Genomic DNA, 19,634 nt, shown 5'->3' on the forward strand with positions numbered 1-19,634 from the left:
GTCCCGCACGGGGCCGCTGGGCGATGTCAGGATGCCGCGAGCCGCCGACCTGCCCGGTATCGATCGACCGCTGCTGGCACGTAATCGAGCGGCCGCCCGACCAGTGTGAGGAGCTACCCTGAATGCCGATGTCCATGTCGCAGTGGCTGCGAGTGCGCAGCATGATCGTCCTCGGCGTCGCCATCGTCGCACGTGCCCTGCTGTTCCTGCTGCCGGACACCGAACCAGAGCACGGGTCCCTGCTCGCTGCCGTCGTCGACTACCTGACTTCGGTGACGGTCGTGGTCGCGGTGCTCGGACTCGGCTGGTCAACAGGGACAGCCGCGCACCGCACCGTCACCGCATGGTACGAACGGCGTCTCGCCGCCGGCATGCTCGGATCCGGCACACCCGCACCCGCCAGGCCGTGGCGCGTTGTTGTCACCCGCGGCAGTTGGACGCTGTTCACACATCGGCTGCACACCATCGCAGCCCGGACGCACTGGCGGAGGCTGTCCGGCTTCGCCGTGATGTTCCTCGCCCTGCAGCTCACCTGGTACACGGCTGCGGATGCCGCCGGCACTCCATCGTCTGCGAGCCGGGCGGCGACCCGCAGCAATCTGGAGCAGCTGTTCCACCGGTATTCGACGGTGGCCGCAGCCGCCGCGTTCGTCGTCGTGCTCGGCATGCTCCTGTATGCGTTCTACCTCGCTTATCTCGTCTTGCGAGGTCCCAGGCATCACGATGCGGCAGTCTGATGGCAGTCGGAGCGCCATCGTCGCCCCGACCGCTCACCTCCAGCGGCAACGGTGCCGCTGCCGGCTACGGCTCCCGTTCCGCGACGCTGATGCCCGGGAACGCCCCGGTGGGGGCATCGCCGGACGCGTGGTCGTCGTGGAGGTTGCCGCGGGTGGTGTGTTGCGTGGATGGGGGTCTGCGTCTGAGCAGGTGGCGTGTCTCGGTGCCGTGCCGACGGCCGGGGATGGGTGTGGTCGTGGTCACGTTGGTGTCCTTGGTCATGGGGCTCTAGATGTTGATCTCGGCGGTGATGAGGTGGTGGTCGGATGGGAACGGCGGCCCGGCGGGGATGTGGACCTGGTAGCTGCTGGCGACGACGCGGGGGCGCATGGCGTCGTTGACCAGCAGGTAGTCGATGAGGTCGGGGCCGCCTTCACCGGGTTTGTCGATGATGCTGGGCGCGATGACGAGGTCGGGGTTGTCGCGCCAGGCGAGTTCGGCGATGGCGTGGTAGCCCGAGCCTTCGCGCCGGCGCCGAGTGGTCGGGTCCCATGTGCCGATGAGGTGGTCGAGCGCGTCGGTGTCGGCTTCCCAGTTCCCTTCGGGGGTGCCGTCGTCGACCCACTTACCTTTGTGGGTGCGGATGTGGTGGTTCGCGGCCTGCCAGTCGCGTTGCGGAAAATGCCCGCCACTGGCGGTCGAGTTCAGGTCGCCTCCCCCGACAAACGGGAGCGGGTCTTTGCCGTAGCGGTCGAGGAGTTTCGCCTCTTCCAGCCGAGCGGCGCCGCTGCGGGCGTTGAAGTGCGCGACCCAGGCGCCGAACTCGACGCCGGTGGCGTTGGCGCGGAACCGGCCGACGTTGCGCTGGTCGGCGAAGACGTCGGGGTCGTGCGGGTCGTCGCCGGGCCAGGCCAGGTTCGTGACCAGGTCGGTGTTGTAGAAGATGGCCGGCGGGATTGGCCCGTGCTGGTGGACGCCGAGCAGCCCCGTGTACGGGGCGTCGAGGGCCTCGGTGAGGGCCTGCTCGGCCAGGCGTAGCCCTTCGTACTCGTTTCGCCGGTAGTACTTGGCCTCACAGAGCAGGACGACTGCCGGGCGGGCCTCGAGGACCGCGAACGCGTTGCGCAGGGGCTGCATGTCGAACGCACCGTTGCGGTAGCCGCCCGCCTCGAAGTTGAACAATACGACGGTGATCACGAACCGGTTCCCCGTCGGTTGCGGGACGCCGTCGTCGGGTGCGCTGCTGCGGGTGCCGCACGGCGGGTGACGAGCCGCCAGAGGGCGTGCGGGATCGTGGGCCGCCGGGCGACGGTGTGCCATTCGGGTTCGCCGTGGCGCAGGAAACCCTGCTCGACGAGTCCGGCGTCGATGCCGGGCAGGTGCGCCAGGCCCCAGATCAGCACGGTGTCCTGATCGGTGCTGGCAACACCGTGCAGCGCACCGTCGTTGCGGGCTTTGATCAGAACATCGAACTCGGGATCGGGGCGGCCGGCGACCTGAATGACGCTGCGGTCCTGGGACATGGTCGCCATGAGCACTGCGATGCCAAGCCGCATGAGGTTGAGGCCGTTGGGGTTGTCGGCGGGTCCGCCGAACCGGCGGAGCTTGTCGCTCGCGACCGTGCGGGCGAGCGGCGGGCCGAGACGCCGGATGATCGCCAGGTAGTCGAGGTCGACGATCTGCCAGGTCGGGGGATATTCCAGGCCGTCGACCTGGCCGACCCAGCCGAGCGCGGCGACTCGCTGATCCTGCGCGACGTCGGCGGTCTGCAACTGGGCGAGCAGCTGGCGCTCGTCGTCGGTCGCGGTGGTGTCGTCGCAGGGCAGCAGGCGGGAGCCTTCGCAGTGGACGACGGCGCCGTTGGCTTCGAGCTTGTCGATCGCCTCGCGAAGCCCCACGAAGTACCGGGGCTCACCGAGGTGGAAGGTGCCGATCACGGTGACCGTGCGGTCCGTGACCGGGTGTCTGAAGGTCCGGATCGAGGTCTGCACCTCCCGGCGCTGGTTGACCAGTTGTACGTACTCGGCCGTCATGTGGTGGGTCCTCCTGGACGCGAGGGATGGGGTCGGCTGGCGGCGTGCACGCAGGCGGGCAGCCGGGGAAACGGGCAGGTCAGCATCCTGTTGCTGCCGGCGGTGGTCACGGAAACCGGTGAGATCATCGGTTGCCGCCGGCGAGGACGGCGGCGAGGAACGGAGTGACGGCGTTGTGGGCAGGGATGCCGTGCAGGGCCAACGTGACGGGGGCGTCGACGTGTTCGTGCTCGTCGAGGCAGGGGTCGGTGGCGTGGAAGGCGGTGCGGTGGCGGTCGCTGCGGTGGATGAAGCCGCGGTTGGCGCGCTGCCACCGCTGTTCGCGTTCCTCCGTGCCGGCGGCTTTGACTTCGGTAGTCGTGTCGCGGGTGCCGTAGGTGGTGGCGGCCCGTGCCATGACGGCGACGGCTTCCTCGTGGTGGTGGCAGTCGCCGAGCAGGTGCATCAGGTCGGTGCCCGCGAGCAGCCCGGTGAGCCGCTGCTGCGGGTCGGCCGGGTCGAGGTGTTCCAGGGCGTCGTGCCAGGCAGCGGTGGCCTGATCGCGGGCTTCGGCGCAGTGCCCGGCGGCGTGCAGCGCGGCGGCGAGCTCGAACTGGGCGCTGATCGCGGCGGGGATGTCACCGGAGCCGATGCAGTGGGCGCTGACCTCGGCGGCAGCTTCGATCGCCTCGGTGTGCGCGCCGTAGTGCGTCGCCGCGCGCACGAACATGGCGCTGTGCGTGGCCCAGCCGGTGCCGCGCTCGGGGTCGAGGGCGTCGGCGGCGCGTCGGGCGTAGCGTCCCCACGGCAGGACGGACTCGTCGCGATCGTCCGGAACATGTTCGACGGCGTTGGTGAGATGACAGAGGGCGACTTGGGCGAGGCCCTCGGACGGCGGGCTGGTGGCGGGGTCGTGCAGGGCGAGGTGGTGCCGGACGGCGGCTATCGCGTCGTCGATCTGGTGCTGCTCGTAGAGGTGCATGATGTGGCGCAGGGCGCGCTGGTGGGGGATGTCGGCCGCGGCGGCCAGGTTCGCCGCGCATGCCTCGTCGGTGCAGGACGCGGTCGGGTGGAACGTGCGGGTGTGCTCGAGCATCGCCAGCCGCGACTCCTCGAATGCCACGAGCCAGCCGGCCAGGATCTTGTGCTGGTCGTTGAAGTAGGCGCCGTCGAACGGGGAGCTGAGGCCGAGGATGTGGATGTCGGTGTGGCGGTGGCAGCCGTCGAACATCGAGGCCACGGTCAGGAAATGAGTGACGCCGGTGACATCGCGGCCGGTACTGATCGCCTCGTAGGCGACGATGCCGGCAGCGGCCTCGGTGAGCGCGTCGTCGCAGAACCCGGCGCGGTACAGCCGTTCCGCCAGCTGCAGCCGGGCGGCGACCACATCCCCGACCCCGGCGCGTCCGGTGAGCGCGGCGAGGGTGGCGCGGCAGGTGTCGATCCCGGCCTGGCGGTTGCCCTGCCGGTCCGCGACGTGCAGGGCAAGCCTGGTCGCGGCCCTGATCTGATCGACGCTCGCGTCCGGTGTGGCCAGGGTCGAGCGGTGCGCGTAGGCGGCCCACGCGGCGGCGTCTACGGCCTCCTGCTGGTCGGCATCGGGGAACAGCACGAACCGGGTCGCGACCCGGATCAGGCCGATACCGGCCGGTGCCGTGCCGGGGTCATGGCCGGACAGGATCGCCCTGAAGAATCTGGCGCCGACCGCGCCGTCGTGGACGAGGGGGCAGTCCAGCCGGGCACACGGTGCATCGGCGTGGTGCTCCCGGCTGTGCGCCTGCAAGGCCGGGGACAGCACGTTGAGCAGGTCGCCGGTGTCCGCATCGAGCGCCACCAGCGCCACGTACGCCAACCCGGCCGGGTGCGAGCCGAGCCGGGCCGCGAGCGCGGCGGCGGCGTCGTGGCGGTGGCAGGACTCCAGCCCCATGAAGATCCCGACCACGGCCGCGATGTCCTCCGCCGTGGCTGCTAGACCGAGCTCGAAGATCGGCTCGACCGCGGCCAGACCCTCGTCGGCGGCTTCGGCGCACCGGCCGGCAGCAAGCAGCTCCGAGGCCAGACAGACGTGCCGCTGCCGGGTGCCGGTGGCTTCGCCGCGCTCAGCGGCGATCTCCATCGCCGCACGCCGCACGGCCAGGGCTTCCTCCGCCTGGCCGGCCCGCAGCAGCGCATGGGTGAGCGTGTCCACACCAACTTGCACCACGTCCAGGCCAGCGCCGGCCGCGTGCAACTGGAAGGCGGCGGTGTAGGCCCAGCGGGCCCACGCCAAGGGGTCCGGGATCGCGGCAGGGTCGCCGTCGACCGCCCGGACATACCAGCGGACCGCGTCGACGAGGTCCTCGTCCGCTACCGCGGTCTGCGGGTGCTGGTGCCGCAGATAGGTCTTCACCATCAGCTGGGCGGCCTCGGCGGCGTGGCCGTCCTCGAGCAGGCGCTCGGCCCGGACCAGCGCGCGGCGGCCGGTCATCCGTAACCGCACCGGGCGCCGGGCGCGGCCCATCAGCACACCCCTTCCGGCCCGCACAGGGTGGCTGCCGCCGGGTCCTGGCGGTCGGCGACCGGTCGATGCTGGATGGGGGCGGTGGGCGTCGGGTGAGCGGGCATGACGGCCTTTCGATGGCTGGACGGTCGGACACGGTCGGTCATGAGCGAGCCGGGGTCAGGGCGCCGGGCGGGTGATGGTGATGGCCCGAGCTGGGATCGGTGTGCCGGCCGCCGCGCAGGCTGCCGCGATCGCGCTGGCGCTGGGGCCGGACGGGCCGGTGGTGATCCGAGGGTGCGCCCTGACGGTCCAGTCCAGATCCGGCACGGTCAGGACCTGGACGGCGGTGACATCGAGCAAGGTTGATACCAGGTTACTGTCGCTCGGCCATAGCCCGCATCCAGCTGCCCCGGGGCGGTAGATGTGACCCGGCGCCGTCCCGCTCACTTGCTCCCGCCAGCCGTCGCCGTGCGGCGGACGGTGGTGCAGCCCCAGCGGCCGCCGGGCTGGGCCGGTACCGGGCACAGGTGGGCGACAGCGGCGAGCAGGTGTGGTGCGGGCGTGGGCGGTTCGTCGGGGTCCGGGTCCGGGTGCCAGTGGTGGGCGGGGACGAGGCCGGGTTCGACGAGATGCATGCCCGGCAGGCGCGGGTCGTGCAGGAGCTCGGCGATGGCGTGTGGGTGGCGCAGGTGCAGGGGGGTCGGGGTGCGCGCGAACAGGTCTGCGGCGTTCCGCTGGGCGGCGGCACCGCGCGGGTCAGGGTCGACGGCGAGGTGGGACACGGCGAGGTGGCTGCCTATCGTGAGCGCATCGGCGATGGTGCGAATGGCGTGCGCCGGGCTGGGTCCGGGGAGATGGTGCAGCACACCGAGCAGGAGCACACCGACCGGCCGGCCGAGGTCGAGCAGGTCGTTGACCGTGGGATGATTCAGGAATGTCCACGGGTGCAGCAGGTCACCGACGACAGCGGTTGCCCACGGCAGGTCGCAGATGTGGCGGCGGTTCACGTCAGTGGTGACCGGGTCGATGTCGACATAGACGAGTCGAGCTTGCCGGTGCAGCCTGTCGTCGCGGTTCGGGGTGTGGCTGGGAAAGCGGAGCGCGGTGGACTCGTCGGCGATGATCTCGTGGGTGGCGCCATACTGGGCCACACCACCACCGACGTCGATGAACTGCTCGATCCCGGCAGCAAGCAGATAGCGCACCATGCGCGAGAGCACGGCCCGGCCTGCGAAGGCGTGCGTCCGCAACGGCGGCCACATTACTTCGAGGTCCTGCGCCAGCTGCCGCGACTCGGTGGTGTTGCAGAACCCGCCGTAGATCGCGTTGAGGGCTCCGGCGGCGGTCGGCACGCTCACCATCGGGTCGTCACTGAACCACGGCCCCATCCCGGCCGCCGGTGCACGGTCACTCACGCCAGGCCCCGCGTCGAGACGGTGTCGCCGGGACGACGGCGGCGTGCCTGATGGTGGAGGACGGTGCAGTAGGTGACCCACGGCCCGGCTACGAACGGCGGTAGTGGCCGGTCGAGCCACGGCGGAGCGACGGCCCGCGGGAACTCGGCGGCGCGGGCCAAGTTGATCCAGTGTCGGCTCATGCCGGCAACCCGGTGTCTGGCCGTGTGAGGCGGATCTGTGGCAGCGGACAGGTTCAGGACGCTGACCATAGAGGGGCACATGGACGACGGCTCCTTCGAGTGGCGGCCAGCGTCAGCCTCCGAAACGCGACCGTTTCGGCCGGCAGCGGCATGCGTTATCTGTGCTGGTCGCTGCCGGTGCCGAAGTGATGACTGCGATCCAGACGCTGCGTGAGACTGGTGAGCGTCGCGGTGTGTCCGGCCTGGTTGCTGCGTTGCTGGTGCGCCCAGTGCAGGTACTGGCGCAGGGGGAGCTCCGCGCAATGGGAGGAGCGAAGGACCAGCGTTGTGAGGAGCATCGCCGCGGCCGCAACGTTGGCGTCGTGGTGCGGCCTGTGGAGCGTTCGGCTGGCCCGGGCGGTGTACCGGAGCCAGGCGACCTGGGCGGCGACCAACGTCATGCGGCCTCGCCTGTGCCGAATCCTGGTCACGCTCCCGTGCCAGGACGCCGAACAGCACATCGCCGGTCCCCTGGTCGGGACGATACGGTTCGTCGTTGGCCAGCTTCGCCATGTCGTGTACTGCCTGGTCCGCGGCATCGTCCAGCGCGGCGTCGGCCGTGCTGCCGGTAGCGGACACTGGCCCTGGCGGCGGCACGGCCGGTTCCGGCCGTCGCGCATGCCAAGCGCAGATGCGGCGGCGAGCAGGTGCTCGAAGAGCACCGCGGCGTGGATCGGCTGTGGGTCCGGCGGATGGGGGGCCGGATCGAGGCGGCGCATCTGCGCGGAGAGCGGGTCGGCGGCATACATCATGGCTGCCTAGGTGCGGCCGGGCCGGGTGGCCTGTTCTGCACGAACGATCACCCCCGCAAACATCACGGCCGATGGTGCCGGTGCTGGTGGCGTTCACGACGGGCTGCGACCGATGGAGCCGGCTCATCGGCGCATCGCCGCTGTGAGGTCGAAGTTGTGGTCGGCGCCAGGTGAGGTGCAGCTGGTGCGGTGGGCATCGCGGCGGTTGTCGACGAGCATGCCGTAGTAGACCTGGACCTCGACGTAGTCACGGTCGGGGTTTTTGGGCCGGTACGGCGCCGCGGCGGCGAGGTGCTGCAGGGCGGTGTCGGCGCGGCCGCACACGGCGTGCCGGACGGCCAGTGACATGGCGACGTGCAGCCGATCGGCGCGGGGTCTGCACGCTTGCAGCTGCCACCGGCGCGCAAATCCGTCCAGCTGGTCGGCGGCCTGCGCGCATCGACCGGCGTCCTGAAGCAGATCCGCGTACGTAAGCACATCCCGTGCGGTGCTGCGCAGGCCGGGGCCGCCGAGCTTGCCTGCCATGATGCCCCGGTGCATCGCGGCGGCCTCAGCGAACCGACGGCTGCGGCGCAGGAGCTGCACGACGATGCACGCCGCGTCGAGTGCGGCGGTGCTGCCGGGCCCGTACAGCCGTTCGCTGGCCGCGACGGCCCAGCCGGCCCAGGCCAGGACCGGGGCGAGGGCCGGTGGGTGGCCCGCGGAGCCGTACTGCCCGAGCAGGTAGGCCCGGCCGAGCCGCACCGCCAGGCGCACGACCTGCGGATCGTCGCCTGCCACGGCGGGATCACGCGTCAGCAGGTGCATGGCCTCGTCGATGCAAGCGGCGATGGCTGCGGCGACGGCGTCGCCCAGGTCGTCATCGTCGTCGTCCGGCGCGTGTGCCGGCCGGCGCATCTCAGCAACGCGGGTGCTGAGCTGGTTGATCAACGCCCAGCTGTGGAACCTCATCACGTCCTCTTCGGGTTCGAGCTCTCGCGTGGTGACTGGCGCGGTGCGGGACATCGCCGGGTCCGGACGGGACGGCGCAGGTCGAGGTGTGCGCCGTCAGGCGGCCGATGCGGGTGGGGCCGGGGCGGTGCACGGCGGTTCGGGGGTGTGCGTGTCGGCGGTGTAGGCCCGGGCCAGGAACAGCAGTCCCTCATCGGGGGCGGCCGTCGGGTCCGACGCCGGCCCGCCGCTGACGCCGGTGGTGGTCTGGAACTGCCGTTGCGTGGCGAGGAGTTCGCCGGTGTCGGGGTCGAAGATGAGGGTGCGGCGCAGCAGGTTCGGGCCGAGCGGGGTCAGCAGGACCGTGCTGGCCGCGATGCCGGGCCGGCCGAGCGGGTCCTGGACGGCGTTCCGAACCTCGATGTCGGGCTGGTCCGCGAGCATCCGCAGGAGCGCGGCGCGCGCCGTGCGGGACAGGATCCGGTTGATGGCCTCCTCGCCGATTTGGCCGAACAGGTCGATGCCGTAGGGGTTGGTGCGGGTGGCCAGCGCCGTGCCCGTGCTGGCGAGGCGGTGCAGTTCCGCCGCCGGGTCGGTGCCGAGCGCGCCGTCCCAGCGGCCGGGTTCGTCCCAGGTCTGGTCGGACAAGGCGGGACAGGCCGGCTCGGCGCCGGCGAGCATGTGCAGCATCGCCCGGCCATGGCTCGGCTTCGTCCACGTGGTCAGCAGCCGGTGTACGAGCGGTCCGGCGGGCCCGGTCGGGGTGAGCTCGCCATCACGCTCGGCCGAACGGGCGGCGATGTATTCATAGGCGCCGTGCTGCCCGTCGGTGGACGCAGCCTGGAGCCGATCGGCCCACCCGGTCAAAAACCTCCGCGGGTCCGCGACCGGCGCCGCCGCTGACGGGCCGGCGGAGTCCGTCGGCGGGCTCGACGCTGGTGTCCCGGCCGGTTGGGTCCGGTTGGCCGCCTGCGGTGTGGGGCCGGTGTGGGCGGCCTGCCGGTGCAGGGCGACCCCAGTGGTCAGGAGCGCGATGACGAGGGCGGCAGCCGCAGCCGGGGCGAGCCACCGGCGTGTGCGGGACATGGTCATGAGCGGTGGGGCTCCTTCGGGACGATGGGGTTGACGGCGCTCGGCCAGCTGGACCCGGCGGCAGATCATGTGGTGACGGCGTCGGCAGGCTGGTCGTCGGCGTCGTAGACGAGGAGCGCGTGCAGCAGCGCGGCCTGGGCGGTAGCCCAGAGCGGCGATTGGCCGGGTTCGAGTGTCTTGGCTGCCCTGCAGGCGTAGCGGGCCCACCCGAGGACGGTGTCTGCCGATTGCGAGGCCGGGTCGGTCACCGCGGTCAGCGCGTACAGGGCGGCGAGGTTGGCCAGGCCGGTCCCGGGCGGGCTGTCCGCTGGGTTCCAGTCGGCCAGATGCTCGGCGAGCGCCGGCAGGACCTGCGGGGACCGGCCCTGCTGGTACAGCGGAAGCAGCGTGCGCAGCAGGACCTGGTGCGGCAGGTCGGCTGCGCAGGCCAGGGCCCGGCGGCACCATTGGTCGGTGCACGGGTGATCGGGGTGATGGGTGCGGGCGTGGGCGGCTGTGGCGGTCCGGGCCTCCTCGACGACCGTGGCCCATCGAGCCATAGGGGTCATGTCTGGTAGCAGGGTCGAGTCGAGCTGGTCGAAAACTTTGCGGGCTTCGTCGTGGTGGTGGCTAGCGTCGTAGAGCGCGGCCACCCGGATGCGGTGGATCAGGTGCCGGTCGTCGGTGCCCGGCTGCAGTGCCTGCCACTCGTCCATGGCCGTGCGGGCCTCGGCCAGAGCGTCCTGGCAGCGGCCGTCGTGGTGCAGGTGCTCGGCCAGCCGGACGCGGATCGTCACGGCCATGGTCCCCTCTCCGGTGCTGGTCAGTACGGCGATCGCCTGCCGGGCCGCGCGTTGCTGGCCCGCGCTCGTGCTCAGCTGGCCGGTGCCGGCCGCAGCGCTGTCGGCGCCTGCCGTGGGCGGTGTCGTCGCGGTGGTCTGCGCGGCACGGGCGACGGCGCAGCGGCAGAGGTACCCAGCCCATCCGGCCGCGGAGGCGGCCGTCTGCCGGTCCGACTCCGGCAGCGCGGTGAGCCTCCGGGCCAGAGCTTGGAGCAGGCCGTCGGGTCTGGCCGTCCCCGGGTCGTGGCCGGACAGCAGTGCCGCGTACAGGCGGGCGCTGAAAGCCGTGTCGCCGAGCGTGGACGGGCAGTCGGGCCGCGCGCACGCCTGCTCGGCGTGGTGGCTGCTGGTGTGCTCGGCGAACCCGTCGGGCAGGTTCGCGAACTGGTACCACGCCGCCGTATCCGAACGCTCGGCAAACGCGAGGAGTTTCGTGTGCAGGCGGACGGCCACGGCGGTCGCTTCGTCGTGCCGGTGACAGGACTCCAGCATCGCGAACAGCGCCGCGATCGTCGCGGACGCGGCCGGGATCACGGCCTGCGGGTCGGCCAGCCAGCTGCCAACGAGGGCAACCTGCTGATGCGCTTGCGCGCATCGGCCGGCGGCGTACAGGTCGGCAGCCAGCCGCAGCCGCCGCTGCACGGCACCGTCGCCGAGTCCGGCCGCCGGCATCTCGCGCCGGGCTGCGGCCGCCTCGGCGAACCAGCCCGAGCGGTGCAGCGCCTGCGCGAGCGTGTCAGCTGCCAGCTGCACCAGGCGCGGCACGGGACTGGCGGTGTGCAGGCGGTGGGCCGCCCGGTGTGCATAGGCGGCCCACGCCAGCGGTACCGGATCGGCCTGCGCGCCACCGTCCCGGTTAGCGCCGCCGGCCTGCACGTACAGCGCGGCGGCCCGGATCAGCTCCTCACCGGGCGCGGCCGTATCCGGGTCCTGGCCGACCAGGACGGTCCGGGTCAGCAGCTGCGCGGCGGCGACCGCCCGACCCGCATCGAGCAGCTGCCGGGCCCGGCGCACGGCCCGCTCGGCAGACCAGCCCTGCCGCACCACCCGTCGGGCGCGGCCGGTCAGCACGCCGACACGCCGCGGTCTCGCGCCGTCGAGCCCGCGATGGCCGGGAACTCGTACAGCCAGTACTGCTGTTCGTCGATGCGCTGCGCGTGCACGTCGCCGGAGAGGCGGTGCAGCATGAGCCGGACCACGCGGGACATGCGCCGCACCTCGTCGGTGCGGGTGCAGAAGTCCAGCGCGATGAGTGCGCCCTGCGCCGCGGCGGTGTGGTACATCGCGGTGACGAGCTCACCGAATGCGGTGGCCGCCCGGGCGTCGGCCTGGGTGGCGACGAACCCGCAGTACCAGATGCGCCGTTCGGCGTAGTGCTGCGGCCAGCGCCGCTCGAAGTACGGCGGTGAGATCAGCGGTACCGCGTCCAGGTCGTTGGTGTACGTCGACAGCCCGCGGATCGTGCCGTCGTCGTCCACGTACAGGTACTTGCTGACCCGCGGGTCGTCCATCACGCCGTCGAACTCGTGGCGGTACATGAGGTGGCGCTGCACAGCCAGGGCGTTGAGCTCGGCGAACGCTGCGCTGTAGAGCGTCCAGGCGGTCTCCCGGAATTCGCCGTCGACCACCTCGGCGACTTTCACGGCCATCGTTGTTCCTCGCAGATCTGGAGTGCGGATGCAGTTGACGGGGTTCTGGTATCGCGGTCGGCTGGCCAGGTCTTCAGAGCCGGTCAGCGGGTTGGTCTCGTGGTGATGTGGGTGATGCCACGGTGAGCACGACGTGGCCGCCGCCTTGACTGGCCGGAGTGGGGTTGTGGTGCAGGAGACCGGCGAGGCCGAGCGCAGCGCGGGCCGTGACGGTCACGCCGAGCGCGGCGAGCTGGTGGCGGGCCTCATCGATGTGTGCCGTGCCGGCGCGGACGACGTGGCGGTGGCCGCGGGGCAGGACGGCGTTCGCGGGCAGGGCCAGGTCCGGGAATACGGCGGCCGGGTCGGGCAGCGCGCCGCTGGCGGCTGGGCCGGCGGCGCGGCCGGGGTCGTGGTTGGTCGGCCATCCGCTGGAGGGCGGTCCGGTGACGGCGGTCAGGGCGGTGGGCCAGCCCAGCAGCCCCAGCGCGGTGTCGACGCCGACGCACAGGTCGCCCAGCGGCATCCACAGCTGCGCCGGCGGGCCCGGCAGTGTGTCGAGGACTTCGACGAGCAGGGTCGCGACGGCGAAGTGCCCGTGGTTGCCGTGCGGGCCGGGCGGGGTGACGTCGGAGCCCCCGGCCCGCGCCGCGTGGCGTTTGCTGGCCGCGACGGCGTCGGCGTAGGTGCCGGCCACGATCGTCTCGCCAGACTCCGGGTACGCCAGCATCTCCGGCGTGCCTGCTACCGGGCTGGTCGACGGATCGGCCAGCCCGGACGGTGCGGCGCTGGCCGGATCGGTGCCGGTGGGCAGGAAGATCGTGAGGTCCATGCCGGCCGTCCGTGCCGCGATGCGGACCGTATTGGCGTAGGTGCCGCAGCTGGTGCAGGAGCCGCACACCGCCAGGTACAGGCGATCCCGGCCGCCGTGGCGGGCGATCTTGACCGCTCGCGCGGCCAATGACGTCAGGCAGCGGTCGAGGAACGGTTCCAACAGCGGCAGGACCAGTGCCGTCGCGTGCTCGCCCACGCCGGGCAGGACCCGCAGTGTGCTGCTCAGCGGTGCGGTGAACATGCGTCCTTCCTCCATGCTGGCTCGGTGCTGCTGGCGCGTCGGGTCGCGCCGCAGGGGCCGGCAACGACGTCGTACATGCCGATCTGGTCGGGCGGCGTAAGCGGTGTGGGGGTCATGGGGCGTCGGTCTCGAGCGGAGCCGTGACCTGATCGTGTGGTGCTGCCGCGCCGGGGGCCGGCGTGGTGGACGAGGCCGGCAGGCCCTCGGACGCGGCCGCGGCGGTTGCGGGGTTCGGCTCGCTGGTCGTGGCGGCGCGGCGCCAGAACCGGACGTTGTACCCGTCGCGGACGATCCGTTCGGCGACGCCGTCCTTGACGAGCCGGTCCAGGACAGGCCACAGCCGCACGCTCTGCTCGTACGGGGTGAGACGCAACGCCGCGGCGAGGTCAGTCGTCGAGGCGGGCGGCTGATCAGGTCCTGGCAGCACGGCCAGGACCTGATCCCGCAGTTGCTGCAGCTGCGCACTGCGCCACCCGCCGTCGCCGATCGACTCTGCCCCGTCTCCACCGGCACCGGCGGTACCCGCTGATCGACGTGGCGTGCCCATGCGTTGGTCACGTCCGGCCGCGACGTGTGGCCTCGACAGCGAGTGCGCCCGAGTCGGGCCCTGGTCGGGTTGCAGCGTCATCGATGGTCTCCTGCGGCTGGTCGGGCACGAACGGCAGTCGCACGCTGAGGCGGGCGGCCTGACCCCGGCCCGGTTGGGCCGGGCGGTGGTGCTAGACGGTCATCGGGTGATTGCTGGGCGGAGCCGGCGGATGCGGTCCTGTGCTGCGGTGTCGAGCGGCCGGGCCGGCACGCACAGGCATGGCTGCTGCTGGCGGTCCCGGACCGTGGTCCACACCCAGAGCCGCACGGGCATCCAGGTCAGGTCCGTGTAGACGGTCGGCGCCGTGCACGGGCCGTCCGCGCTGGTCTCCCGACTCGCGATGCCCACCGCCGCCCATACGGGACGCCGGCCCGGCACGGTGGAGGGTCCGATGGTGAGCTGGTGGAGGCTCGGGGAACCGGAGTCGCCGTAGCAGGCGCCGCCGCCGAGGCAGACCTCACCGAGGCCGAGGAACCCGCCGGCGCAGTCGCCGGCCGGGTGGCGCACCGTGTCGCGCTCTTGCAGCAGCGCCGGCGGACCCGCGGTGGGCGGGTAGGCGGTGAGGCCCCAGCCGACGAGCCGGACGCCGCCGGCCTCGGGCACCGGTAGCACGTCCAGCAGCATGGGCGGTGTCGACACCGGGCGGGTGAGCTCGACGAGGGCGTAGTCGGCGACCGGCGACGCCGGCCAGTTCGCCGCCCAGGCCCATTGCGGCGCCAGGTAGACCGCCTTGCCGATGGCGACCTCCCCGCCGCTGGTGCGGTCGAGGCTGCCGACCCGGACCGTGACGTTGCCGGCCGGGACCGCGACCGCGGCCGGCGCGACAGCCTCGTCGCTGACGCAATGCGCAGCAGTCAGGACCCAGTCCGGGCGGATCAGGGTCCCGCCGCACAGCGCGGTGCCGAGGCCAGGGAAGACAATCTGGACGGTAGCCACCCCGTCGTAGGGGCCGGCGGCGTCACCGCCGCCGACCATCGCCGCGGCGGGCACGGCCGGCGCGACGGCGCCGACCGTGGCGGCGACAGCGAGCGCGGTCGTCGCCAAGCTCAGCCGTCGTGGTGCGAGGTTCATCGGTTCCTTCCATGGTGCAGGTGGTGGTGTGTGCGAGGGGTGGTGCGGACCCGGCGAGCGGTCACGCCGGGTTGCCGGAACAGCGACCGGCTGGCCGGGGACGAGGCGGTGGCCACGGCCGCGTGGCGATGCGGTGCGGTGCGGTGCGCGTACCCGTGCCTGCGGGTGCGGTGGGGCGGGTCTGTGGAGGCGGTCGACACACAGCAGTGCGATCTGTGCGGCCGGGTCCCCGCGGTCGCCGTGACCGCCCCATATGGCTGCAGCGGGTGCCTGCGCGGTGCAACCGGCGCGGCCGGGCAGGGCCTGCCGCTGGCGGGTCGCCTCCGCGGCAAGGCCCAGCAGCGTCCGGTGCGGCAGGCCGTCGACCAGCGCGTACGATCGATGACCTGCCGCAGCGCGTGCAGGATGCCCGCACACACCTGCCGGGCGTCATCCGCAAAGTCGTTCGCCCCCGAACGAGTGGACGGGGTGCAGGTCCCGGTGGCCTGCCGTCGCGGGTCGGGTGGCAGGTTCAGCGCAGGCATTGGACCGCCTCGTGCAGCAGGACGCCGACCTCGTGCTGGGCGTCGGCGTCGTCGGGTTCGTCGAGCCACCCGGCGACGATGTGCAGCAGCCGTTCGGCCTGGATCACCCGATGCCAGCCGGCCGCCCAGCGGGTCGCGGGCAGCCCCCCACGGTCGTCTTCGGCCGCGCGGTCGCCGCCGACGGCGAGGTAGGCGTCGAGAACCTCGTCGTGGGCGTCGAACGCGGTGCTGTTGCTGTCGCCGCCCAGCGGCAGGCAGCCGAGCAGGTCGAGCAGGCCGGGGCCTCGGCTGGCCCACGCCCAGCCGAGGACATAGACAGTGCCGTCCGCGGTGGGGAACAGGGCGCTGGGGTCGAGGCGGGTGTGGCAGAGGCCGTAGGGGGCGGTGGCGGCGCCGCTACTGCGGTGCTGGCCGAGGCTTCGCAGGTAGGCCAAGTCGGCGGCGATGCGGTCACTGTCCGGCCAGCGGCCCACCCCGTCGGCGCGCAACGCGTCCAGATGCGCCAGGGCCCGGGCCGGCAGCGACGCGAGATGGGCTGCGTCGAGCACCGGCAGCCAGGCCGGTGCCGGGGTGGTGTGGATGGCGTGCACCGTGCGGGGCCAGGCATCGCTGGGCAACGGCAAGGGCGCTGGCCTGAGATCCTGCAGCAGCAGCCCATCAGCCAAGGATTCGTGTGCGGTGGCCACGACCGCCGGGACGGCGAGGGCGCCGCGGCCGGTTCGCGGCCCGGCGACCGCTGCGATGGCAGGGCCGGGCGCCGCGGCGGTGTGCAGCGCGGTGAGAGTGGCGGTCTCGGCGCGCAGCGGGCCGGTCAGTCGCTTCCAGACCAGGGTGGTGCCGTCGGCGAGTACGACGCGGTCGGCTTCCAGCAGCCGGCTGCGGCGCACCGCCCGGACCATGCCGACCTGCCGGCCGTCCACGATGAGCGCGTCCGGGCCGTCGCCGTGGTGCGCGTCGCTGCCGGTGGTGGGCCGCGGCCGTCTGGGGTCCATCAGTGTGTCAGCGATACGTTGCAGCATCGCCGCGTCCGGCACCGTGCTGGCGGAGGTGGGGCGCAGCTGCCGCCTGACGCGGCGGGGCCCGCGCTGCTCGCCGCTCATGCTGCGTCCCGGCCCGGGCGCGGGACGATGGTGTGCCGGCGACCGCAGCAGCCGGTGTGCTGGACCAGCGGGTCGGCTCGGCGGCGGCCGGCCCGGCAGGCTGCGACGCGATCCTCCACCGGCGTGGAACGACGCAGCAACTGGCCGATCGGCATGTCATCCCCTTCCACCCTGCCGGCACGTTGCGCGGCGGCTGCTGGCAGCTGCACAATCTCGATCGAGGCGCTCACCGTGTTCCACACGAGCGCCGTCATCCCGGTGAAGTCCGCTGCGGTGTGCCGGTCGCGTGCGGCGGCGATGACGTACGGGCGGACGCGGCCGCCGGTGCGGGCTGTTTCGGTCGCACGGCACGCGGCGAGCACCTGGTTCTCGAGCACGGTGGCGTCGCGGCGCAGCTCGCACCGGCACGTGTAGCTACGGACTCGGCTCGTCAGGTCGGGGGTGAGGGGGGAGCTGCAGTCGAGGCAGTGCACCCGCCGCCACAGCGGCCACCGCACTTGTCCTTGCCGGGTCATCGCCGCGCCCCCATCCCGGCCTCGCCGGGGGTGGTGGTGGCGGCGAGCAGCAGCCGGTGCAGCCGGTCCGGGTCGGTGTGCACCGCCGCCCGGTCGAGGCGGTCGGCGATCCGGCCGCCGTCGAGGGCGACGACGTGATCGGCGGTAGCGGTGACGAATCCGAGGTGCTGCTCGGCGAGCAGGAGGCCGAACCCGTCGGCGGCGAGCCCGGTCACGAGCGTGGCGAGCCGGTTGATGACCTGGGGGGCGAGCCCTTCAGCGGGTTCGTCGAGCAGCAGCACGTCAGGACCTGCGACGAGGGCCCGGGCGATGGCGACCATCTGCTGCTCGCCGCCGGACAGCTGGTGCGGCAGGTGCCGCAGCCGGCCGGCCAGTTCGGGGAACAGCGCCGCGATCCGGTCGGGCATGCTGGCGCGCCAGCCCCGCCGGGGCCGGCCGCGGGCGGCGACGGCCAGGTGTTCGGCAACGGTGAGCGTGGCGAACAACCGCCGGTCCTGCGGCACGAGACCGATCCCCGCACGCTGCCGCTCGTGGACCGCCCGCCCGGGCTGGACCGGCTGAAGCCGGGCCGGCGGGCCGGCGGCGACGCCGAGGTCGCCGCCGTGCACAGGCCAGCTGTGCAGGGTGATGGTTCCAGCCACTTGGTCTTGGCCGGAGGCGATCGCGCCGAGCAGGGTGGACTTCCCGGCGCCGTTGCGACCGACGACGGCCGTGACCGCGCCCGCGGGCACGGTCAGGTCGATGTCGTGCAAGACGGTGGCGGCACCGCGACGCACGGACAGGCCACGCACCTCCAGCAGCACCCCGGCAGCACCGGGCCGTTCGCCGACGGAGGCCGGTGCTGTCGGCCCGGCACCGTCGCCGGGCGGGCGGGCGGCTGCTGCGTCGCCGAGGTAGACGTGGCGGACCTGTGGATCGGCCTGGACGGCGGCTGGTGGACCGGTGGCGATGACGGTGCCGTGGGCGAGGACGGTGACGTGGTCGGCGAGGTCAAACACGAAGCGGGTGTCGTGGTCGACGAGCACGACCGCGACGTCGGCCGACAGGGAGCGCAGGAGGGCGGCGAGCGCGGCGGTTCCGGTGGCGTCGAGGCCGGCGGTCGGTTCGTCCAGCAGCAGCACCCGCGGCCGGGCCGCGACGGCGATGAGCAGCTCGAGGAGGCGTTGCTGGCCGTAGGGCAGGAGCCCCGCCGGGACGTGCGCGGCGGCGAGGAGCCCGGTCACGTCGGCGAGCCCGGTCACGTCGACCGTCTGCGCACCGCGGCCGCTCGTGCGGCCGGTCGTGTGGGTGAGGGCGAGGTTGTCGGCGACAGTGAGCGCGGCCGCGATGGCGGGGTGCTGGAAGGTGCGGGCGATGCCGAGGCGGGCGCGGCGGTGGTCGGGCAGCCTGGTGATGTCCCGCTGGTCGAGGCTGATCGTGCCGGCGTCGGGGCGGCGGGTGCCGGCGAGCAGGGCCAGGAGGGTGCTTTTCCCAGCGCCGTTGGGGCCGATGACCGCACTGCAGCCCGGCCCGGCGGTGAGGGTGACGTCGTGCAGGGCGGTCACGCTGCCGTACCGGACGGTCAGCCCTTCCGCATTCAGGCCGGTCATCGGGCTGGCTCCCCGACCGGGTCGGTGCGCGGCGCCGCCGGATCGTCTGCCGCCGTGGCATCGGCAGGGTCCGGCGGCGCCGCAGCTTCGGTACCGGTGCTGGAGGCCCGGGCTCGGCGGTGGGCGCGGCGCAGCGGTTGGAACGCGACGAGCAGGAACACCGCGCCGAGCAGCAGCGGCGCGTGTGCTCCGGTGACCGGTGCGGCCCAGTCCCGGACCACGATCAGGCCGATCGCGGCGAGCAGGGTCGCGGTGATGGACCGGCCGCCGACGATCGCGGCGACGAGCGCGAGCGCGGACACGTCGAAGCCCAGATCGGCCGGGGACAGAAAGTGGTGGGCGGCGGCGACGAGCGCGCCCGCGGCCCCGGCCACGGCGGCCGCGAGTGCCTGCGCGGCGATGAGGTGCCGGGCGACGGGATGGCCGTTGGCGTGCATCCGCAGCTCGTGCCCGGCGATACCGCGCAGGATCAGCCCGAACCGGGACCGGTGCGCCACGACCACCCCGGCGGTAATCAGCGCCGCCCACGCCAGCACATATAGGTAGGCCCAGCCGTCGCGGACCACCGGCCCGAGACCCGGCAGCGGCACCACCGGCGGGACGGTCAGGCCGTCGCTGCCGCCGGTCACCGTCCGGGCCTGGACCGCGACCGTGCCGGCGAGTTCGCCGACGGCGAGGGTGATCATCAGGTAGGTGACGGCGCGGGCCCGCACGGCGACCCCGCCGACCAGCGCTCCCACGGTTGCGGCGGCGGCCGCGGCGGCGGCCAGCTGCACCGGCCCGGATGTGGTGACGTGCTCGGCGAAGGCGGCGGCGGTGTAGGCGCCGATGCCCAGGTATGCGCCCTGGCCGATCGTGTGCAGGCCCGCGGTCGCGGCCAGCCACTGCGTGCTCAGGGCGAGCAGGCCGAAGGTGAGGGCGGCGGCGGCCACGGTGATCACGTAGCCGTTGACCAGCCACGGCAGCGCGGCGAGCACGGCGAGCAGGCCGGCTGTGGCCAGGACGGCGGCCCTGCGGCGGGCCGGGCCGGGCATAGCGGCTGATCGCGGCTTCGGCCAGCGGATCGTGTGCGGCATCGGGCTGCTTTCTCGTCGGTGGGGA

20 protein-coding genes are annotated in these 19,634 nt (G+C 73.0%); 1 reads left to right on the forward strand and 19 read right to left on the reverse strand.

Annotated elements, in window-relative coordinates:
* Positions 1-128: 128 nt before the first annotated feature.
* Positions 129-737, forward strand: coding sequence for a hypothetical protein (locus ACQEVU_RS34075; protein WP_433330876.1), 609 nt, complete (start codon positions 129-131; stop codon positions 735-737).
* A gap of 64 nt (positions 738-801) precedes the next feature.
* Here ACQEVU_RS34075 and ACQEVU_RS34080 read toward each other — a convergent pair whose 3' ends face one another.
* From ACQEVU_RS34080 to ACQEVU_RS34170, 19 genes are all read right to left on the reverse strand, one after another.
* Complete coding sequence (locus ACQEVU_RS34080; RefSeq protein WP_433330878.1) at positions 802-999, reverse strand: hypothetical protein; 198 nt, start codon at positions 997-999, stop codon at positions 802-804.
* 6 nt (positions 1,000-1,005) lie between these two features.
* Positions 1,006-1,914, reverse strand: a complete 909-nt coding sequence (locus ACQEVU_RS34085) for an endonuclease/exonuclease/phosphatase family protein (RefSeq protein ID WP_433330880.1) — start codon at positions 1,912-1,914, stop codon at positions 1,006-1,008.
* Positions 1,911-2,750, reverse strand: coding sequence for a hypothetical protein (locus ACQEVU_RS34090; RefSeq protein ID WP_433330882.1), 840 nt, complete (start codon positions 2,748-2,750; stop codon positions 1,911-1,913). Before ACQEVU_RS34090 ends, ACQEVU_RS34085 begins: the two co-directional genes overlap by 4 nt.
* A 124-nt stretch (positions 2,751-2,874) precedes the next feature.
* A complete protein-coding gene (locus ACQEVU_RS34095) occupies positions 2,875-5,229 on the reverse strand; it encodes a hypothetical protein (RefSeq protein WP_433330884.1) in 2,355 nt (784 codons plus the stop codon).
* A gap of 159 nt (positions 5,230-5,388) precedes the next feature.
* On the reverse strand, positions 5,389-5,571 hold the full coding sequence (locus tag ACQEVU_RS34100) for a hypothetical protein (protein WP_433330886.1): 183 nt from the start codon (positions 5,569-5,571) through the stop codon (positions 5,389-5,391).
* A gap of 83 nt (positions 5,572-5,654) precedes the next feature.
* Positions 5,655-6,626, reverse strand: coding sequence for an SAM-dependent methyltransferase (locus tag ACQEVU_RS34105; RefSeq protein WP_433330888.1), 972 nt, complete (start codon positions 6,624-6,626; stop codon positions 5,655-5,657).
* Positions 6,623-6,808 carry a hypothetical protein gene (locus ACQEVU_RS34110; RefSeq protein WP_433330890.1) on the reverse strand — a complete coding sequence of 62 codons (186 nt, stop codon included), beginning with the start codon at positions 6,806-6,808 and terminating at the stop codon, positions 6,623-6,625. Before ACQEVU_RS34110 ends, ACQEVU_RS34105 begins: the two co-directional genes overlap by 4 nt.
* A 155-nt stretch (positions 6,809-6,963) precedes the next feature.
* Positions 6,964-7,248 (reverse strand): hypothetical protein, encoded by a 285-nt coding sequence (locus tag ACQEVU_RS34115; protein ID WP_433330892.1) that lies wholly within the window; start codon positions 7,246-7,248, stop codon positions 6,964-6,966.
* A gap of 474 nt (positions 7,249-7,722) precedes the next feature.
* On the reverse strand, positions 7,723-8,550 hold the full coding sequence (locus tag ACQEVU_RS34120; RefSeq protein WP_433330894.1) for a hypothetical protein: 828 nt from the start codon (positions 8,548-8,550) through the stop codon (positions 7,723-7,725).
* A 96-nt stretch (positions 8,551-8,646) separates the two neighbouring features.
* Positions 8,647-9,621: a hypothetical protein gene (locus tag ACQEVU_RS34125; RefSeq protein ID WP_433330896.1), complete on the reverse strand. Its 975-nt coding sequence runs from the start codon at positions 9,619-9,621 to the stop codon at positions 8,647-8,649.
* Between the two features lie 65 nt (positions 9,622-9,686).
* Complete coding sequence (locus ACQEVU_RS34130; RefSeq protein WP_433330898.1) at positions 9,687-11,513, reverse strand: tetratricopeptide repeat protein; 1,827 nt, start codon at positions 11,511-11,513, stop codon at positions 9,687-9,689.
* Complete coding sequence (locus ACQEVU_RS34135; protein ID WP_433330900.1) at positions 11,507-12,091, reverse strand: hypothetical protein; 585 nt, start codon at positions 12,089-12,091, stop codon at positions 11,507-11,509. Before ACQEVU_RS34135 ends, ACQEVU_RS34130 begins: the two co-directional genes overlap by 7 nt.
* A gap of 73 nt (positions 12,092-12,164) precedes the next feature.
* Positions 12,165-13,145 carry a hypothetical protein gene (locus tag ACQEVU_RS34140; RefSeq protein ID WP_433330902.1) on the reverse strand — a complete coding sequence of 327 codons (981 nt, stop codon included), beginning with the start codon at positions 13,143-13,145 and terminating at the stop codon, positions 12,165-12,167.
* 112 nt (positions 13,146-13,257) lie between these two features.
* Entirely contained in the window at positions 13,258-13,692 is a 435-nt protein-coding gene (locus tag ACQEVU_RS34145) for a hypothetical protein (protein ID WP_433330904.1), read from the reverse strand.
* Between the two features lie 180 nt (positions 13,693-13,872).
* Positions 13,873-14,805, reverse strand: a complete 933-nt coding sequence (locus tag ACQEVU_RS34150; protein ID WP_433330906.1) for a S1 family peptidase — start codon at positions 14,803-14,805, stop codon at positions 13,873-13,875.
* 511 nt (positions 14,806-15,316) lie between these two features.
* Positions 15,317-16,429: a hypothetical protein gene (locus ACQEVU_RS34155; protein ID WP_433330908.1), complete on the reverse strand. Its 1,113-nt coding sequence runs from the start codon at positions 16,427-16,429 to the stop codon at positions 15,317-15,319.
* On the reverse strand, positions 16,426-16,806 hold the full coding sequence (locus ACQEVU_RS34160; RefSeq protein ID WP_433330910.1) for a hypothetical protein: 381 nt from the start codon (positions 16,804-16,806) through the stop codon (positions 16,426-16,428). The genes ACQEVU_RS34155 and ACQEVU_RS34160 overlap by 4 nt, the downstream gene beginning before the upstream one ends.
* A gap of 134 nt (positions 16,807-16,940) precedes the next feature.
* Entirely contained in the window at positions 16,941-18,533 is a 1,593-nt protein-coding gene (locus tag ACQEVU_RS34165) for an ATP-binding cassette domain-containing protein (RefSeq protein WP_433330912.1), read from the reverse strand.
* On the reverse strand, positions 18,530-19,609 hold the full coding sequence (locus tag ACQEVU_RS34170; RefSeq protein WP_433330914.1) for a branched-chain amino acid ABC transporter permease: 1,080 nt from the start codon (positions 19,607-19,609) through the stop codon (positions 18,530-18,532). The genes ACQEVU_RS34165 and ACQEVU_RS34170 overlap by 4 nt, the downstream gene beginning before the upstream one ends.
* Positions 19,610-19,634: the final 25 nt, after the last annotated feature.

Origin of the sequence: Dactylosporangium sp. CA-139066 (assembly GCF_050936175.1) — a bacterium.
Lineage (GTDB): Bacteria > Actinomycetota > Actinomycetes > Mycobacteriales > Micromonosporaceae > Dactylosporangium.

Bases quoted from the DNA above. Each gene is read 5' to 3' on its own strand.
- ACQEVU_RS34075 (WP_433330876.1), top strand. From the start codon at position 129: ATGTCCATGTCGCAGTGGCTGCGAGTGCGCAGCATGATCGTCCTCGGC.
- ACQEVU_RS34080 (WP_433330878.1), bottom strand. From the start codon at position 999: ATGACCAAGGACACCAACGTGACCACGACCACACCCATCCCCGGCCGT.
- ACQEVU_RS34090 (WP_433330882.1), bottom strand. From the start codon at position 2,750: ATGACGGCCGAGTACGTACAACTGGTCAACCAGCGCCGGGAGGTGCAG.
- ACQEVU_RS34095 (WP_433330884.1), bottom strand. From the start codon at position 5,229: ATGGGCCGCGCCCGGCGCCCGGTGCGGTTACGGATGACCGGCCGCCGC.
- ACQEVU_RS34110 (WP_433330890.1), bottom strand. From the start codon at position 6,808: ATGAGCCGACACTGGATCAACTTGGCCCGCGCCGCCGAGTTCCCGCGG.
- ACQEVU_RS34115 (WP_433330892.1), bottom strand. From the start codon at position 7,248: ATGACGTTGGTCGCCGCCCAGGTCGCCTGGCTCCGGTACACCGCCCGG.
- ACQEVU_RS34120 (WP_433330894.1), bottom strand. From the start codon at position 8,550: ATGAGGTTCCACAGCTGGGCGTTGATCAACCAGCTCAGCACCCGCGTT.
- ACQEVU_RS34125 (WP_433330896.1), bottom strand. From the start codon at position 9,621: ATGACCATGTCCCGCACACGCCGGTGGCTCGCCCCGGCTGCGGCTGCC.
- ACQEVU_RS34135 (WP_433330900.1), bottom strand. From the start codon at position 12,091: ATGGCCGTGAAAGTCGCCGAGGTGGTCGACGGCGAATTCCGGGAGACC.
- ACQEVU_RS34140 (WP_433330902.1), bottom strand. From the start codon at position 13,145: ATGTTCACCGCACCGCTGAGCAGCACACTGCGGGTCCTGCCCGGCGTG.
- ACQEVU_RS34145 (WP_433330904.1), bottom strand. From the start codon at position 13,692: ATGGGCACGCCACGTCGATCAGCGGGTACCGCCGGTGCCGGTGGAGAC.
- ACQEVU_RS34150 (WP_433330906.1), bottom strand. From the start codon at position 14,805: ATGAACCTCGCACCACGACGGCTGAGCTTGGCGACGACCGCGCTCGCT.
- ACQEVU_RS34155 (WP_433330908.1), bottom strand. From the start codon at position 16,429: ATGAGCGGCGAGCAGCGCGGGCCCCGCCGCGTCAGGCGGCAGCTGCGC.
- ACQEVU_RS34165 (WP_433330912.1), bottom strand. From the start codon at position 18,533: ATGACCGGCCTGAATGCGGAAGGGCTGACCGTCCGGTACGGCAGCGTG.
- ACQEVU_RS34170 (WP_433330914.1), bottom strand. From the start codon at position 19,609: ATGCCGCACACGATCCGCTGGCCGAAGCCGCGATCAGCCGCTATGCCC.